This window comes from Caldifermentibacillus hisashii (assembly GCF_039654145.1).
Lineage (GTDB): Bacteria > Bacillota > Bacilli > Bacillales > Caldibacillaceae > Caldifermentibacillus > Caldifermentibacillus hisashii.
The window spans coordinates 2,302,407-2,320,234 of sequence record NZ_CP155467.1 but is presented as its reverse complement, the minus strand read 5'-3'; the positions used below and the strand labels follow the sequence as shown (position 1 = coordinate 2,320,234).

Here is a 17,828-nt window from a genome sequence, read left to right as displayed (position 1 = left end):
ATAAGAAAGTATAAAAATACAAGCAATTAACTTGGGATTAGTTTTATTGTCTAGCTACGAGCGCCAGCGACTAGCAAACTTCACTCCCCTCCACTACGATAAGTCAACATCGGCTCGTCCCTCGCCGTGTTTCCTTTTCCTCGAAAAAGCCCGTCGCTTTTTCTTCGTGCGATGCTTATTCGAGGAAGCAAATCTGTTCTCATTGCGGGGCGCTCCAGTTTGTACGTCGCTAAGCGGGCGCTCTGCGCTTTTCTTAAAAATTGCTATATGTAAAACGATTTCAAAAGGAGGTTTTGACTTGTGGCAGAATTTCGCCATCGCTCTCTCGGTTTATCCGATGACACCGTTTTGGAAATGTATGAAACCATCGTCCTGACAAGAAAATTGGACGAACGCATGTGGCTATTAAATCGGTCCGGAAAAATTCCATTTGTTATTTCCGGTCAGGGGCATGAAGGTGCTCAAATCGGTGCTGCTTATGCGCTTGACCGGACAAAGGATTATATATTGCCCTATTATCGTGATTTGGGAGTTGTGCTTTCTTTTGGCATGACACCAAGAGAAATTATGTTATCAGCTTTTGCAAAGGCTGAGGATCCAAATTCCGGTGGAAGACAGATGCCAAGTCATTTTGGGAAAAAGAAAAATCGAATCGTTACCGGTTCTTCACCGGTTACAACGCAAGTACCGCATGCAGTCGGTTTTGCGCTGGCGGCAAAGATGAAACGGCAAGACTTTATCTCTTTCGTTACATTTGGTGAAGGCTCTTCCAACCAAGGAGATTTCCATGAAGGATTAAATTTTGCCGGTGTTCATAAACTCCCGGTCATATTTATGTGTGAAAACAATCAATATGCTATATCTGTACCGGTATCGAAGCAGCTGAGTTGTGAACATGTATCAAGTCGAGCAGCGGGATATGGGATGCCGGGGGTTACGGTAGACGGGAAAGATCCGCTGGCGGTCTATGAGGTGGTCAAAGAGGCAGTCAATCGCGCGAGAAGCGGTGGTGGTCCGACGTTGATTGAAACGATTACGTATCGCTTTACCGCTCACTCAAGTGATGATGATGACAGGGCATACCGTGATCACACAGAATTAGATAATCTCAAAGACAATGATCCGCTTCAATTTTTTGGAACATATTTAAGAGAAGTTGGTTTACTGAATGACCAAGTGGAAAGAGAAATTCAAGACAAGGTAAAAAACATCGTCAATGATGCAACCGATTATGCCGAAGCAGCCGCTTATTCGAAACCGGAAGATGCATTGAAATATGTTTATAAGGAATAGGGGGGAAGAATATGCCAATCATATCTTACATTGATGCGGTAACAATGGCCATCCGTGAAGAGATGGAACGGGATGAGAATGTTTTTATCCTGGGTGAGGATGTTGGAAAAAAGGGTGGCGTGTTTAAAGCAACTCAAGGTTTATATGAGCAATTTGGAGAAGAAAGGGTAATCGATACCCCGCTTGCCGAATCAGCTATAGCGGGTGTGGCGATTGGTAGTGCCATGTACGGTATGCGCCCGATTGCAGAAATGCAGTTTGCCGATTTTATCCTGCCGGCCGTTAACCAGATCATTTCCGAAGCGGCAAGAATCCGCTACCGATCGAATAATGATTGGAACTGTCCGCTTGTTATTCGTGCTCCTTATGGTGGTGGTGTTCATGGTGGTTTGTATCATTCTCAATCGGTCGAAGCCATTTTTGCCAATCAACCGGGTTTGAAAATTGTCATGCCTTCTACCCCTTATGATGTAAAAGGACTTTTGAAAGCTGCGATTCGTGATGATGATCCGGTATTATTTTTCGAACATAAGCGGGCCTACCGTTTCCTAAAAGGGGAAGTGCCGCTCGATGATTATGTCCTGCCGATTGGAAAAGCAGATGTGAAAAGAGAGGGAGACGACATCACGGTAATTACGTATGGTTTATGTGTGCACTTTGCCCTGCAAGCAGCGGAAAAATTAGCAAATGAAGGGATTTCTGCCCATATTCTTGATTTGCAAACCGTTTATCCATTAGATAAGGAAGCGATTTGCCAAGCGGCGGCAAAAACGGGAAAAGTATTGCTTGTTACTGAAGATAATAAAGAAGGCAGCATTATTAGTGAAGTGGCCGCAATCATAGCTGAACATTGTTTGTTTGAATTAGACGCGCCGATTATGCGATTAGCCGGACCGGATATACCGGCAATGCCATTTTCTCCAACAATGGAAAAGTTCTTTTTAATCAATCAAGATAAAATTGAAAAAGCAATGCGTGATTTGGCTGAATTTTAAAAAGCAGGTAGGTGAAAGTCATGGGGTTGGAAAAAATAACGATGCCGAAATTAGGCGAAAGTGTAACAGAAGGAACAATCACGAAATGGCTTGTTGCTGTCGGAGATCATGTGAATAAATATGATCCCCTTGCCGAAGTGTTGACGGATAAGGTCACTGCTGAAATTCCTTCCTCTTTTACAGGGGTGATTAAAGAAGTCATTGCCAAAGAAGAAGAAACTTATGCTGTCGGTGAAGTTATTTGTGTAATTGAAACGGAAGATCAAGCCGGAACTGTTCAAGAACAAGCGGAACCTGTTGAATCCACGCCGATTGTTGAACATAATCAAGAGATGCCGTTAAAGCAACGTTATTCACCGGCTGTTTTGAAACTGGCCCAAGAGCATCATATCGACTTGAGTCAGGTGAAAGGTACGGGAAGAGGAGGGCGCATCACACGAAAAGATTTGCAACAACTGATTGCAACTGCAAACATGCCTAAATCGGATGCGAATCCAGATAAAGAAAATATCGAAAAAAGAGAGGTTGTTTTTGCGGAACCGGAGTCGGTTTCTCCCCTCCAGTCAGCTGCCGGAGATATGGAAATTCCGGTTACGGGAATACGTAAAGTCATTGCAGCTAATTTAACAAAATCGAAACAAGAAATCCCTCATGCCTGGATGATGATCGAAGCCGACGTAACTGATCTTGTTAATTACCGAAATGCAATTAAAAAAGAATTTGAAGCGAAGGAAGGCTTTCCGCTCACCTATTTTGCCTTTTTCGTCAAGGTGGTTGCTCAAACATTAAAGGAATTTCCGGAATTGAATGCCACCTGGGCCGGGGATAAAATTATTCGGAAAAAAGATATTCATCTTTCTATTGCGGTGGCAGCGGATGATGCACTATTTGTTCCGGTAATTAAACATGCCGATGAAAAATCCATTAAGAGAATTGCCAAGGAAATTTATGAACTGGCAAACAAAGCCCGAACGGGAACTTTAACGGCAGATGATTTACAGGGTGGAACATTTACGGTAAATAACACCGGTGCTTTCGGCTCTATCCAGTCTATGGGTATTATTAATTACCCGCAAGCTGCGATTTTGCAAGTAGAATCAATCGTTAAAAAATTGGTTGTGATGGATAACGGGATGATCGCTGTACGGGACAGAGTAAATTTATGCTTATCCCTCGATCATCGGATATTGGACGGTTATATTTGCGGAAAGTTTATGAAAAAAGTAAAAGAGCGGCTTGAAGCTATAGATAAAGATCATATTAGTATTTACTAAATTCATAAGTACGTGATGCCAATCTTCAAAGAGACTGACAGATCGGAACGGACCGATGATGTAAATGAGAGTAGAAATTCACTTTCGTAAAGGGACATGTAAAAACTGTCCCTTTTTCGTAGTATAAGAAAGTATAAAAATACAGGTAAATAACTCGGGATCAGTTTTATTGTCTAGCTCCGAGCGCCAGCGACTAGCAAACTTCACTCCCCTTTAATGTGCTCCTGCGCCATAGCCTATTCGAGGAAGCGGATGTTCAGCTCGTCGCAAAGCTTCATGAAGTATATCAAGGAAGATTACTCATGAAGTTCACTCTAGGAGTAGCTTCACTACGATAAGTCAACATCGGCTCGTCCCTCACCGTGTTTCCTTTTCCTCGAAAAAGCTAATCGCTTTTTCTTCGTGCGATGTCTATTCGAGGAAGCAAATCTGTTCTCATTGCGGGGCGCTCCAGTTTGTACGTCGCTAAGCGGGCGCTCTGCGCTTTTCTTATTAGGAAAATAAATAACGATTTATTTGTTCTGTATTATTCCAATGTTTTCGTTATTTATTATCAAATTTACTATAATGAGTTCTTTCGTTTTGCAATTACCCTTTTTTTCGATAAAATAACAAATATAATAAAAAAATTTTCCGATAAGGGGGAACAATTTTGAAGGAGGGTAATGGGGTCAAACAATTATCGGCCGCGATTCAATCGACATTTCCGGGTGTTACCTATGAACAATGGGTTGAAGCCGCAGATCGTGCCTTAAAGGGGAAAACAATCGGTGAATATTACCGGAAAACATATGAAAATATTACGATTAAACCGCTGTACACGAAGGATGATTTGCCTGTTGGACATGAAAGAATGTACCCGGCAATAACTAGTGACAATAGCTGGTATATTGCCCAAGGTGTGACGGGAAAGACGATAGAAGAACTACATACAAACTTATTGAACGCCATCCGGAATGGTCAAAACAGTATTTCATTAACGATACCTGATTGTTTGGATGCTACCGCTTTTGCTAAATTATTTCATCATATTGATGTTGCTAATATTCCTTTCTTCATTGAAGGGGAAGAAGAAGTTATTCCGTTTTATGCGTTTTTGACAGAAGGGATAAAGGGTAGTGCCGAGCGAGAAAAAATCACAGGTTGGATTGGAACGGACCCGGTCGCCGTTTTTTGCCGCAATCGTTATTCGTCGCAAATGATGAAAACGTTTTATTCAATCTGGCAAGATAGTCTTCATTATATGGACCAGCAATTTCCGAACCTGAAAACGATATATGTCGATGGGACCATCTATGAAAAATCCGGTGGTAATGCAGTTCAACAAATCGCTTTTGCACTGGCAACCGCTGTGGAACATATTGAGCAGATAAAAAAATCCGGATGGAATGTTGAACAAATATTTTCGAAAATTTTCTTTGGTTTCTCAATTAGTTCCCATTTTTTTATGGAAATTGCCAAACTTAGGGCGGCACGGTATTTATGGAAAAAAATAGCTGAATCTTATCATGTACCGAATGTAGCGATGGATATTTATGCTGAAACGACAAACGGAAATAAATCAAAATTGGATCCGTATACGAATATGCTTCGAATTGGCGGGGAGGCATTTGCCGCAACCATCGGGCAGGTGCAAATTTTACGAGTTTCTCCGTATGATGAAGTGTTTGGGGAAGTTAGTGCACTGGGACAAAGGATTAGCCGCAACATACACCATCTGTTCCGAGAAGAAGCAAAACTTTCACTTGTCAGTGATCCTGCCGGCGGTTCGTATTTTGTTGAATCATTAACGCAACAATTGATTGAAAAAGCATGGACGTTGTTTTTAACTATTGAAGATTCAGGGGGCATGCTTTCGTCGATTATTGAAGGTAAAGTTCAAAACCAAGTAGCTGAAATGAAAGCGGTAAAACAGTCTGATGTTAATCAGCGGAAAACGAAACTGATCGGGACAAACCAATATGTGGACTTGACTGAAAAGTTGCATGACCCGTTTGAAACAGCAAAGAATCAAGCGCATTCCGGTTACCTTGCCGTCAGCGATTTTTATCAAGTCATTGAAAAAGTAAAAGCAGGAACACGACTCGATCAATTTTTCACTAAGGTAGATCAAGCGAGCGAGGGGATTCAATCGCTTCAATGTTTCCGATTAAGTGAGCCGTATGAAAAAATCCGTTTTGAGATAGCGAAATATGAGAACGAAACCGGTGAAAAACCGACTGCCATTTTAATAAACTGCGGTGATTTGAAAGATAAAAAGTTGATTTTTGACGAGGTTTCAGAATGGTTACATACTGCGGGGATCGCCACGGAAATAAGCCAAGATAATGATTTTGACAAAATAATAAAAGAATCCGGAAAAAAACTGTATTGTTTTTGCGGCAATGACCAGGAATTAACAGCGGCATTTTCTGATATTCAGTTCATTGTCCAAAAGTATCCGGATAAAGGATTCATCATTGCCGGTTCAAAGGAAGCGGACATTCACAATAAGTTTAAACAAACTGGCGTTCAATTGATCTTAAATACGCAGGAAGAGCAAGTTCAATGTTTAGAGAGAATTGTCCGCTTTTTCGTGAAGGGGGAATAGGTGTGAGGCCGAATTTTAGAGAAGTAAATATATTTCATGACGAGAGGGCCAACCAGCCGCAGCAAAAAGAGCACATCTTTCAAACTTATGAGAATATACCGATTCAATCAATTTATACAGAAGAGGATCTGCAAGGAATGGAAGCTCTTCAATCGTACCCGGGTCTTCCACCTTATACAAGAGGACCGTATCCGACCATGTATATTAACAGGCCCTGGACTATTCGCCAATACGCGGGGTTTTCGACTGCAGAAGAAAGTAATGCTTTTTATTTAAGAAACTTGAAAATGGGGCAAAAAGGGTTATCTGTTGCTTTTGATCTTCCCACCCACCGCGGCTATGACTCAGATAATCCCAGAGTTGTCGGTGATGTCGGAAAAGCCGGTGTGGCAATTGATTCGGTTCTTGACATGAAAATTTTATTCGATCAGATCCCGCTTGATAAAATGTCGGTGTCGATGACGATGAACGGAGCCGTCCTTCCGATTATGGCTTTTTATATCGTGACAGCGGAAGAACAGGGGGTTTCTCAAGATCAATTATCAGGAACAATTCAAAATGATATTTTAAAAGAATATATGGTCCGCAATACGTATATTTATCCACCGAGTATGTCCATGCGTATTATTTCTGATATTTTTGCTTATACGGCGAAACATATGCCGAAATTCAACAGCATTAGTATATCCGGCTACCATATTCAAGAGGCGGGAGCACCGGCAGATATTGAATTAGCCTATACGCTAGCTGACGGTTTGGAATATGTACGGACGGGGCTTGCGGCAGGAATTGATATTGATTCTTTTGCTCCGCGACTCAGCTTTTTCTGGGGAATTGGCATGAATTATTTTATGGAAGTGGCTAAACTCAGAGCAGCTCGTCTCATTTGGGCAAAATTAATGAAACAATTCAATCCGAAAAATCCGAAATCACTGGCACTTAGAACCCATTCACAAACTTCCGGTTGGAGTTTGACAGAACAAGACCCGTTTAACAATGTTATTCGTACGCTAATTGAAGCACATGCAGCGGCCATGGGTCATACGCAATCGTTGCATACGAATGCGCTCGATGAAGCAATTGCACTGCCAACCGATTTTTCAGCACGAATTGCCCGCAACACACAAATTTATTTACAGGAAGAAACAGGGATTACACATACAATTGATCCTTGGGGTGGTTCTTATTATGTCGAATCGTTAACGAAACAACTAATTGAAAAAGCTTGGCAACATATTGAAGAAATCGAGAACTTAGGCGGTATGACCAAGGCGATTGAAGCCGGATTACCAAAGCTGAAAATTGAGGAAGCTGCTGCAAAACGCCAGGCAATGATTGACTCCGGCCAAGAAAAAATTATTGGAGTGAACTGTTACCAAACGGATGACGAAACCAATATTGAAGTTCTTGATATTGATAACACTGCAGTTCGAGAAAAACAAATTGCAAGATTAAAAGAATTAAAGGAAAATCGGGATGAAGCGGCGGTACAAACAGCATTGGAAGCCATTCGTGAGGCGGCAAAGACAGGAACAGGCAATCTCCTTGAATTATCTGTTGCGGCGGCAAGACAACGGGCAACATTAGGTGAAATATCGGATGCCATCGAAGCCGCATCCGGCAGACATCAAGCAACAATCCGTACGATTAGCGGTGTTTATCGCCATGCATTTAAGGACAATGAAACCATAGAAGAAATCAGGAGAATGACCGATGAATTTTACGAGCTGGAAGGAAGAAGACCAAGATTATTAATGGCAAAAATTGGTCAAGACGGTCATGATCGCGGGGCAAAAGTCATTTCAACAGCATTTGCCGATATGGGCTTCGATGTGGATATTGGTCCGCTTTTTCAAACACCGGATGAAACAGCCAGGCAAGCCGTTGAAAATGATGTTCATGTTATCGGAATGAGTTCATTGGCAGGTGGACATAAAACATTTTTACCGCAACTAATTGCTGAATTGAAAAAATTAGGGCGTGAAGATATTATTGTTATCGTCGGGGGCGTGATTCCACCAAAAGATTATCCATTTTTAAAAGAGCAAGGAGCAACTGCAATATTTGGACCTGGAACCATTATTCCCCATGCGGCAAAAATTGTTTTGGAAGAAATTTATAAAAGATTAGGCTATGAGGAAGTGTCATCGTAATGGCACAAGAATATTCCGGGCGGTTTAGAAGAAAGAACAGCACCGTTCCAATTTCCAACTATTTGGAAGGAATTAAAAAAGGCGATCGTACGGTTTTAGCAAAAGCCATTACACTAATTGAAAGCAATCATCCGGATCACTTCCGGGCAGGGCAACAATTATTGAAGGATATTATTCCTCTTTCCGGCAAGTCCGTCCGGCTCGGCATTACCGGTGTTCCGGGTGCAGGAAAAAGTACATTTATTGATCGCTTTGGAACGGAACTATGCAAAATGGGGAAAAAGGTTGCCGTTCTTGCTATTGATCCTTCATCAACCATGACGGGCGGAAGTATATTGGGGGATAAAACCCGAATGGAGTCACTGTCAAGGGAAGAAAATGCCTTTATCAGACCTTCTCCATCTTCGGGAACGCTTGGAGGTGTTCACCGAAAAACAAGGGAGAGCATAATGCTTTGTGAAGCAGCAGGGTTTGATGTTATACTAGTTGAAACAATCGGTGTCGGACAAAGTGAAGTCGTTGTCCGAACGATGGTTGATATGTTTTTCATGCTGACGATTACCGGCGCCGGCGATGATCTCCAAGGGATGAAAAAAGGGATGATGGAGCTTGTTGACGGGATTATTATTACAAAGGCTGATGGTGCCAATAAGGAAAATGCCATTCGGACGAGAAACGAATACAGTCAAATTTTACGCTTTTTAAGGCCGGCAACAGAAGGATGGCAGACGAAAGCCTACACTTGTTCTTCAATTACCGGAGAAGGGATTATCGATATTTGGCATGTCGTTCAGCAATTTGTTAAGATAACAAAACAATCCGGTATCTTTTTTGAAAGAAGAAGGAAACAAACAAATGACTGGTTAATGACGTCAATTGTTGAGAAATTACAGCAATCTTTTTTCCAAAATGAAGTGATTAAAGAAATGCTGCCGGTTATCCAACAAGATGTTGAACATGGGCGGTTGCCTGTTTCCGCAGCCGTTGAACAGTTGATGAAGCTTTATCTTAATGAAAAATAAATGGGAGGGACATTTGACCATGAGTATGGATTTTAATATTTTAATGAATGATTATATTGAGCAAGCCCGGAAAGAAATTGTCGCAGCCGGTTATGAGGAATTAAGAACGCCGGAAGAAGTGGATGAAGCATTACAACGGAAAGGGACAACACTGGTTATGATCAATTCAACATGCGGTTGTGCCGGGGGGATTGCCCGTCCGGCCGCAAAATACGCCATTGATTATGATAAACGTCCTGATTATTTAGTCACTGTATTTGCCGGTCAAGATAAGGAAGCCACTCTCCAGGCAAGAAGTTATTTCGATGATTACCCGCCTTCTTCACCATCATTTGCCTTGTTAAAGGATGGCAAACTTGTCGGCATGGTGGAACGGCATGAAATTGAAGGTCATTCACCTGTTTCGGTCATCGAACGATTACAAGAATTATTTGAACAGCATTGCGATGAAGTATAAATTTTTCCGCGTTTCATATGTTTAAGACTTGTGATTATAAAATGAAACTTCCATCAGGGGCTGATGGTTAGTTAATCCAATCTAACGCATGCGGGCAGCCCTGACTTTTTTGTACGTTAAGAAAGTATAAATTTCCAGCAAAGAAGCGAATTCGACGTAGTTGGAAATTTTAAGAATTAAGTATAAGTGCTCTTGCGGCTTTGCCATCGCCTAAAGGCTCGGCAATCGCCGAGTTTTCTTTATAAACTCGAAAAACTTTGATAAGGGATGGACTACCTGTTAAGGGGATAAAACCACCTGACTTTGTTCAAACTAATGGAAAAGGCGGGTGGTTTTGATGAACCTATTGGTAAGCTTCCTTATTGCTTTTACAACCATTTCACCGGTTTGGCCGATTGGTCCGAACCCTTTACCGGGTGACCCATTTGTGATCGTCAATAAACAAACCAATGAAGTTGCCTTTATTGACGATGGGATTGTCCAAGAAGTGTATAAGGCGGCAACCGGTAAAAATGCGGAATTAACCCCGGAAGGAATGTTTACGGTTACAGTGAAAGCAATAAATCCATATTATCGAAAAAAAGATATTCAAGGCGGAGCACCCAATAATCCGCTCGGTACCCGTTGGATTGGATTTGATGCCTTGGATACAGACGGGAGAACATATGGAATTCATGGTACAAACCAACCGTGGTCGATCGGACTTTATATTTCGGAAGGATGTATCCGGTTAAATAATGAGGATGTCGAAAAGTTATTTGATAACGTTCCAATCGGTACAAAGGTTTTTATTACTAATCAGTCGTCCAGCTTTGAACAGATTGCTAAAGAAAAAAGGGCAATTCCATAACCGGGAATTCCCTTTTCCATTAATGTTTTTTTAAAATCGAATCAGAATAGTATGGAAAGTCCTGTAAATAACGTAGTCAAAACCATGGCGATAATCATTAAGTAAACGATAATTTTCCGGACTTTTTTATTTCCCATCGGAGTCATTCAACCTCCACTCTATTTTCATTGACATTATTTTATCGCGAGAATGGCTTTCAAACAAGTCCTATCTTTTTCCTGTTAAAAAAATTAGAGATTCATAGTTATAAAAAGTCAATGAGTCGAAGGTTGAACGATGGGGATTGAACGGTTTGCACTGTATAAATTGGTCTGTTTGCATTATCAATGATATGTTACGTTTGAGGGGAGGAAACGGTTTGAAAGGTATTGACCATATCGGGATTGCGGTTCATTCATTGGAGAAGGCACTTCCGCTATATACGGGTACATTTCAATTAAGCCATATAAAAACAGAGGTTGTCGAATCACAAAAAGTGAAAGTCGCATTCATTGATGTGAATAACAGTAAAATTGAATTACTCGAACCGACCAGTGATGACAGTACGATTAAAAAATTTCTTGATAAAAAAGGGGAAGGTATTCATCATATTGCTTTTAAAACCGACGATATTTATCAAGAACTGGAAAATTTGGCATCACAAGGGGTACGGCTCATCGATGAAACGCCGCGAATCGGTGCCGGGGGAGCACTGGTTGCATTTATTCATCCAAAGACAACTTTTGGTGTTTTATATGAATTATGTCAAAAGCAAAAGCAAAAGTAAAATTTCTATAATCTATCAACTGTGGACAAAGGGGAGAAACGAATGATAGACACAAAAAAATTGGATATTTATGATAAGATCCATGAATTGTATGATAAAAGACGGGAAGTTGAACTTGGGGGCGGAGAAGATAAAATTGATCGGCAACACGAGAAAGGAAAAATGACTGCCCGGGAGCGGATTGATATATTAGTGGATGAAGGGTCTTTTGTTGAAATAAATCCCTTCATGGAACATCGTTCACCGGATTTACCGAAAGGGCCCGGAGATGGGGTGGTTACCGGGTTTGCAAAAATTCACGGTCGACCGGTTTATTTATTTTCCCAAGATTTTACCGTATTCGGCGGGGCTTTGGGTGAGATGCACGCCAAGAAAATTGCCAATGTTATGGATTTAGCTGCCAAAAACGGTGTTCCGATTATTGGACTCAATGATTCGGGTGGTGCGAGAATACAAGAAGGGGTTATTTCCCTTGACGGATATGGACATGTTTTTTATCGTAATGCCATTTACTCCGGTGTCATCCCGCAAATTTCGGTTATTATGGGGCCATGTGCAGGTGGTGCTGTGTATTCGCCGGCAATTACGGATTTTGTTATTATGGTCGAAAAAACGAGTCAAATGTTTATTACCGGTCCAAAAGTCATTGAAACGGTAACCGGTGAGCAAATAACTGCGGAAAATTTAGGCGGCGCACATGTACATAGTTCGATTAGCGGCAATAGCCATTTTCAGGCAAAGACAGAGGAAGAAGCTCTTTATATGGTAAGGGAACTGCTTTCGTATTTGCCGGCCAACAATACTGAAAAACCGCCGCGGCGAGAATTGAAAAAGGATGACGACTATCGACCGGATTTGGCGGAAATTGTTCCTTTTGATACAGTTCGTCCGTATGATATGAAAAAAGTGGTTGAACAAGTGGTAGATGAAGATTCATTTTTTGAAGTTCAGAAAGATTTTGCTAAAAATATCGTGATCGGTTTTGGCCGGATTAAAGGGGAAGTTGTCGGTCTGATATGCAATCAGCCAAAATTTATGGCTGGCGGACTTGATATTGATTCATCCGACAAGGCCGCCCGCTTTATCCGCTTTTGTGATTCTTTCAATATACCGCTCATCACCTTTGAAGATGTGACCGGATTTTTCCCGGGCGTCAAACAAGAGCACGGCGGAATTATTCGCCATGGGGCAAAAATTTTATATGCGTATTCGGAAGCAACGGTACCAAAAATAACGATAATTACCCGCAAAGCATATGGCGGTGCTTATGTTGCTTTAAACAGTAAATCGATTGGAGCCGATCTTGTTTTTGCCTGGCCAAATGCGGAAATTGCTGTTATGGGTCCCGAGGGTGCAGCAAATATTATTTTTGCCAAAGAAATTCAGAACAGTGCCGATCCGGAAGCGGTTCGCAGCCAAAAAATTCAGGAATATAAAGACAAATTCGCCAATCCATATGTAGCGGCAAAAATGGGAATGGTCGATGATGTCATTGATCCCCGTGAAACGAGAATCAAACTCATTCAAGCATTGGACATGCTGCAAACGAAAAAAGAAGAACGACCGAAAAAGAAACATGGAAATATTCCATTATAATTAATCCGTTATAGAAGTGGACGATATTTATGACAAGTGGGCTTTCATCCTTGTCGGAAATATTGTCCTTTCTTTAGCTAATAGGAAAGTATAAATTTTCCAATTTCTACTTTCCTAACGCATAAGTGCTCTTGCGGCTCTGCTCTCGCCAAAAGCTCGGCAATCGCCGAGTTTTCTTTAGAAGTACAAAATGACTGGAAAGAATTATTTGACAAGATTCATTGAAGCCGGGACTTGTCCCTCCTAGTCTAAAAAACTGAAAAAGAAAAAATTGAAGGAACCGGTTAAATAGGAGTATACTTATAAATATGTAGACTGGAGGGTTGAAAATGATCAATAAAAATAGATTGCTGGAAGAGTTTCTCGAACTTGTCCGGATCGATTCTGAAACCAAGCATGAAGGCGAAATTGCCAAGATTTTAAAACAAAAATTTGCAAAACTTGGTTTGGAAGTTTTTGAAGATCAAACAATGGAACAAACCGGGCATGGTGCAGGAAATTTAATTTGCACATTAAAAGGGACAAACCGTGCAAGCGATCCAATTTACTTTACTTCCCATATGGATACCGTTGTTCCGGGAAAAGGAGTGAAACCTACTATTGAAAACGGCTATGTGGTCACGGACGGAACAACGATTCTCGGGGCAGATGACAAAGCGGGCATTGCCGCAATGTTTGAAGCCATCCGTGTTTTAAAAGAAGATAATATCGAACACGGTGATCTTCAATTCATTATTACAGTTGGTGAAGAGTCCGGATTAGTAGGAGCAAAAGCACTGGATTCTTCTAAAATTCATGCAAAATACGGATTTGCTCTTGATAGTGACGGAGAAGTAGGTACAATTGTAATAGCAGCACCTACGCAAGCAAAAATCAATGCGACAATTACCGGGAAGAGTGCTCATGCCGGTGTTGCCCCGGAAAAAGGGGTTTCCGCGATAACGGTTGCAGCAAAAGCAATTTCCAAAATGCCGCTGGGTCGCATCGATGAAGAAACGACGGCAAATATCGGTCGTTTTGAAGGCGGGCAAGCAACCAATATTGTCTGTGAAAAAGCGTATGTCTTTGCAGAGGCTCGCTCTCTTTCAAATGAAAAATTAAATATCCAGCTTGACAAAATGAAACATGCCTTTACGGAGGCAGCTCGTGAAATGGGAGCAACAGCCGATGTAGAAATAAAAGTGATGTATCCGTCTTTCAAATACGGACCGGACGATGTCGTTGTCAAAATAGCAAGTAAGGCGGCAGAAAAGATTGGTCGTAACAGCAAACTCATAAAAAGCGGCGGCGGTAGTGATGCCAATGTAATCGCAGGCATGGGAATACCTACTGTTGTTCTTGGGGTAGGTTATGAAGAAATTCATACGACAAAAGAAAGAATGCCGATTGCAGAACTTAATAAGTTGGCTGAACTGGTTGTTGCCATTGTCGATACAGTAAACAAACAGTCTTAGGAGCAAGTGAGTTTTAGCGGATTTATCATGAAGGTGGTGAGTTATTTGGACACAGTCAAAGTCGTTATTTTTAAAGAGAAGCATGAAGAGTATGCGATTGATGTCGACCATGTTATTTCCATTGAAAAACCGGAAAAAATAACGCCGGTGCCACAACTGCCGAATTTTATTAAAGGTTTGGTAAAGGTAAGAGGAGAACTTGTACCGGTTGTTGACTTGCATCATGTTTTATATGGAACCGATGAAGCTTTACATGAAATGACAAGATTGATTGTTTTAAAAACCGGAATATTAAAGTTAGCTTTGCTTGTAGGTGAGGCAAAAGAATTAATGGAAGTAAGTACCGATTCGATTAAACAAGTCGGCTTGTTTGCCTATCAAAAAACTTCTTATTTTACCGGTGTAATCAACTTAGATAATCGCCTCATTACGCTAATTGATCCGAACCGAATGATCAACAGTTTAGACGGAATTAGAGAAATTCAAGCGTATATGGAGGAACAGGCAAAAATAACCGATTCCTAATAGGTTATTTCACATTTATGTCAGCTTTGGAAAATCGAGTAGCTGCGAAGGCAAAATAATTGATTCCTGATTATTGAAGCGACAAGCGGCACGGCGAAATATCAATATCCGGCCTGAATGCAGGTGGAAAAAGGTGATTTCGAGCATGAGCGAAAAAAAAGGTCAGAAAGGCAGAATTATTTTCCATGTCGATATGAACAGTTTCTACGCCTCGGTTGAAATATCTTTAAATCCATCATTAAAAGGGAAGCCGCTCGCCATTGCCGGAAACCCAAAAGAGCGGCGTGGGATTATTGTTACATGCAGTTATGAAGCGAGAAAGCTTGGCGTCAAGACAACGATGCCTTTGTGGCAAGCTAAAAAACTTTGTCCTGAGCTCATTGTGAAAGCACCGAACTTTGACCAGTATCGGAAAGCTTCAACAAGGATGTTTCAAATATTGCGGGAATATACCAGTATTGTTGAGCCGGTCTCCATTGACGAAGGGTATTTAGACATCACTGAATATGTCACGGATCACCCGCTAAAAATTGCCCAATCGATTCAAAACCGCCTTTTACAAGAAATGAATTTACCGTGCAGCATTGGGATTGCACCTAATAAATTTTTGGCAAAAATGGCTTCTGATATGAAAAAGCCACTCGGTATTACAATCTTACGCAAGCGGGATGTTCAAAACATTTTATGGCCGATGCCGGTAAGTGAAATGCATGGGGTCGGAGCCAAAACGGCCGAAAAATTACATACGATAGGTATGGAGACGATTGGAGATTTAGCTCAAGGAGATGAACACCAACTTCAAAAATTATTGGGGATTAATGGGATTCGTTTAAAAGAGCGAGCCAATGGAATCGATCATAGACGTGTCGACCCCGAAAGTATTTATGACTTTAAAAGCATCGGGAATTCAACAACATTGCCCAGGGATATTAGTTCGCAAAATAATTTGCTCACTGTTTTACAAAAGCTGGCTAAAACGGTATCCGCCCGTTTGAAAAATAAAGAAGTTTATACGACCAATATTGCCGTGACGATTCGCTACAAAGACCGAACGACATTGACTAGGAGCAAAAAATTGGGAAATCCTATTCAAGAAGAGATGGACATCTATCAGCAAGCAAAATCGATTTTTTTAAAAAATTGGAACGGGACGCCTGTTCGACTGTTAGGAATTACAGGAAATGATCTAGTTGACGAAAAACATGCGTATAAACAATTGGATCTATTTACATATGAAAAGGATGCAAAAGAAGAACTGTTACTAGAGGCGATTGATCATTTACGCAAAAAATTTGGGGAAGATATTATTAAAAAAGGTTTGAAAACTTCTCACAAAGAAGGACACACGGATACAAGTTTTAATAAAGATTTTCTTTTAGAAGATGATGAATAATAACAGGAAAGGGTGTATCAACATGGCAAAACAACAAATCGGCGTTGTCGGCCTTGCCGTTATGGGAAAAAATTTAGCATTTAATATTGAATCAAGAGGATATACGGTTTCTGTTTTTAACCGTTCACGGGAAAAAACGGATGCCATGATGCAAGAAGCAACTGGAAAAAATATTGTGCCAACATATAGTATTGAAGAATTTGTTCAATCTTTAGAAACTCCACGTAAAATTTTGTTAATGGTTAAAGCCGGTCCGGCAACAGATGCGACCATTGAACAGTTAAAGCCGCATTTGGAAAAAGGTGATATTTTAATTGACGGCGGTAATACATTTTTTCAAGATACCATCCGTCGAAATAAAGAATTGAGTGATTTAGGTTTTCACTTTATCGGTACCGGTGTTTCCGGCGGGGAAGAAGGTGCGTTAAAAGGCCCGTCGATTATGCCGGGGGGACAAAAAGAAGCATATGATTTAGTCGCACCGATTTTGCAAGCTATTTCCGCGAAAGTTAACGGGGATCCTTGCTGTACATATATCGGTCCGGATGGTGCCGGACATTTTGTTAAAATGGTTCATAACGGCATCGAATATGGAGATATGCAATTGATTGGGGAATCCTATTTTCTATTAAAAAATATTTTAGGTCTCTCCAATGATGAATTACATCAAGTATTTTCCGATTGGAACCAAGGCGAATTGGACAGTTATTTAATTGAAATTACAAGAGATATTTTTACAAAAATAGATGAAGAAACAGGAAAACCATTGGTTGATATGATTTTAGATAAAGCCGGTCAAAAAGGAACAGGAAAATGGACCAGTCAAAATGCGTTAGATTTAGGTGTTCCACTGCCAATTATTACAGAATCGGTATTTGCCCGTTTTATTTCGGCAATGAAGGACGAACGTGTTCAAGCAAGTAAGATTTTAACAGGCCCAACATCTGGGGCATTTAGTGGAAATCGTAAAAAGTTTATTGAACAAGTGCGTCAAGCTTTATATTTCAGTAAAATTTGCTCCTATGCCCAAGGATTTGCGCAAATGCGGGTGGCTTCCGAGGAATACGGATGGGATTTAAAATTTGGTGAAATTGCAATGATCTGGCGTGGCGGTTGCATCATCCGTGCCCAATTTTTACAAAAAATAAAAGATGCCTATGATCGTGATTCACAGTTGAAAAACTTGCTATTGGATCCATACTTTAAAGATATTGCTGATCGTTATCAAGATTCTTTACGAAACGTGATTGCCACGGCGGTTATGAATGGTATTCCGGTTCCGGGCTTTTCGGCTGCATTATCTTATTATGATAGCTACCGGACGAAAAACTTACCGGCCAATCTTTTGCAAGCCCAACGCGACTACTTTGGTGCCCACACCTATGAACGGGTAGACAAAGAAGGCATTTTCCATACAAAATGGATATAAAGAAAAGGGGGAACGGACCTATTCGGTTCGC

15 protein-coding genes are annotated in these 17,828 nt (G+C 41.0%); 14 read left to right on the top strand and 1 reads right to left on the bottom strand.

From position 1 onward, the window contains the following. Positions 1-300: 300 nt before the first annotated feature. The 8 genes from NSQ14_RS11065 to NSQ14_RS11030 all read left to right on the top strand — a co-directional run bounded on the left by NSQ14_RS11065 (position 301) and on the right by NSQ14_RS11030 (position 10,634). Complete coding sequence (locus NSQ14_RS11065) at positions 301-1,293, top strand: thiamine pyrophosphate-dependent dehydrogenase E1 component subunit alpha (protein ID WP_034770897.1); 993 nt, start codon at positions 301-303, stop codon at positions 1,291-1,293. Between the two features lie 11 nt (positions 1,294-1,304). Continuing rightward, on the top strand, positions 1,305-2,288 hold the full coding sequence (locus NSQ14_RS11060) for an alpha-ketoacid dehydrogenase subunit beta (RefSeq protein WP_034770896.1): 984 nt from the start codon (positions 1,305-1,307) through the stop codon (positions 2,286-2,288). A gap of 20 nt (positions 2,289-2,308) precedes the next feature. After that, positions 2,309-3,562, top strand: coding sequence for a dihydrolipoamide acetyltransferase family protein (locus NSQ14_RS11055; protein ID WP_346216335.1), 1,254 nt, complete (start codon positions 2,309-2,311; stop codon positions 3,560-3,562). A gap of 652 nt (positions 3,563-4,214) precedes the next feature. Next, complete coding sequence (locus tag NSQ14_RS11050; protein WP_346216334.1) at positions 4,215-6,152, top strand: methylmalonyl-CoA mutase family protein; 1,938 nt, start codon at positions 4,215-4,217, stop codon at positions 6,150-6,152. A gap of 29 nt (positions 6,153-6,181) precedes the next feature. After that, positions 6,182-8,305 (top strand): methylmalonyl-CoA mutase, encoded by a 2,124-nt coding sequence (gene scpA, locus NSQ14_RS11045; RefSeq protein WP_428831595.1) that lies wholly within the window; start codon positions 6,182-6,184, stop codon positions 8,303-8,305. Beyond that, entirely contained in the window at positions 8,305-9,327 is a 1,023-nt protein-coding gene (gene meaB, locus NSQ14_RS11040; RefSeq protein ID WP_051989099.1) for a methylmalonyl Co-A mutase-associated GTPase MeaB, read from the top strand. The genes scpA and meaB overlap by 1 nt, the downstream gene beginning before the upstream one ends. Positions 9,328-9,346: 19 nt before the next feature. After that, the gene (locus NSQ14_RS11035; protein WP_041846308.1) at positions 9,347-9,784 is read left to right on the top strand and encodes a BrxA/BrxB family bacilliredoxin; all 438 of its coding nucleotides are present in this window, start codon (positions 9,347-9,349) and stop codon (positions 9,782-9,784) included. Between the two features lie 337 nt (positions 9,785-10,121). After that, entirely contained in the window at positions 10,122-10,634 is a 513-nt protein-coding gene (locus tag NSQ14_RS11030; RefSeq protein WP_034770889.1) for a L,D-transpeptidase, read from the top strand. A gap of 41 nt (positions 10,635-10,675) precedes the next feature. Here NSQ14_RS11030 and prli42 read toward each other — a convergent pair whose 3' ends face one another. After that, on the bottom strand, positions 10,676-10,771 hold the full coding sequence (gene prli42, locus NSQ14_RS11025) for a stressosome-associated protein Prli42 (RefSeq protein WP_152032400.1): 96 nt from the start codon (positions 10,769-10,771) through the stop codon (positions 10,676-10,678). Between the two features lie 221 nt (positions 10,772-10,992). On the opposite strand from prli42, the gene mce reads away from it, so the two are divergent. The 6 genes from mce to gndA all read left to right on the top strand — a co-directional run bounded on the left by mce (position 10,993) and on the right by gndA (position 17,797). After that, positions 10,993-11,400, top strand: a complete 408-nt coding sequence (gene mce, locus NSQ14_RS11020) for a methylmalonyl-CoA epimerase (protein WP_034770886.1) — start codon at positions 10,993-10,995, stop codon at positions 11,398-11,400. A 42-nt stretch (positions 11,401-11,442) separates the two neighbouring features. After that, positions 11,443-12,996, top strand: coding sequence for an acyl-CoA carboxylase subunit beta (locus tag NSQ14_RS11015; RefSeq protein WP_346216333.1), 1,554 nt, complete (start codon positions 11,443-11,445; stop codon positions 12,994-12,996). A 329-nt stretch (positions 12,997-13,325) separates the two neighbouring features. Next, positions 13,326-14,450, top strand: coding sequence for a M20/M25/M40 family metallo-hydrolase (locus tag NSQ14_RS11010; RefSeq protein ID WP_034770883.1), 1,125 nt, complete (start codon positions 13,326-13,328; stop codon positions 14,448-14,450). A gap of 45 nt (positions 14,451-14,495) precedes the next feature. Next, positions 14,496-14,975: a chemotaxis protein CheW gene (locus NSQ14_RS11005; protein WP_231553329.1), complete on the top strand. Its 480-nt coding sequence runs from the start codon at positions 14,496-14,498 to the stop codon at positions 14,973-14,975. Between the two features lie 145 nt (positions 14,976-15,120). Next, positions 15,121-16,368, top strand: a complete 1,248-nt coding sequence (locus NSQ14_RS11000; RefSeq protein WP_340500051.1) for a DNA polymerase IV — start codon at positions 15,121-15,123, stop codon at positions 16,366-16,368. 22 nt (positions 16,369-16,390) lie between these two features. After that, positions 16,391-17,797, top strand: coding sequence for an NADP-dependent phosphogluconate dehydrogenase (gndA, locus tag NSQ14_RS10995; RefSeq protein WP_346216332.1), 1,407 nt, complete (start codon positions 16,391-16,393; stop codon positions 17,795-17,797). The last annotated feature ends 31 nt before the right edge of the window (positions 17,798-17,828 follow it).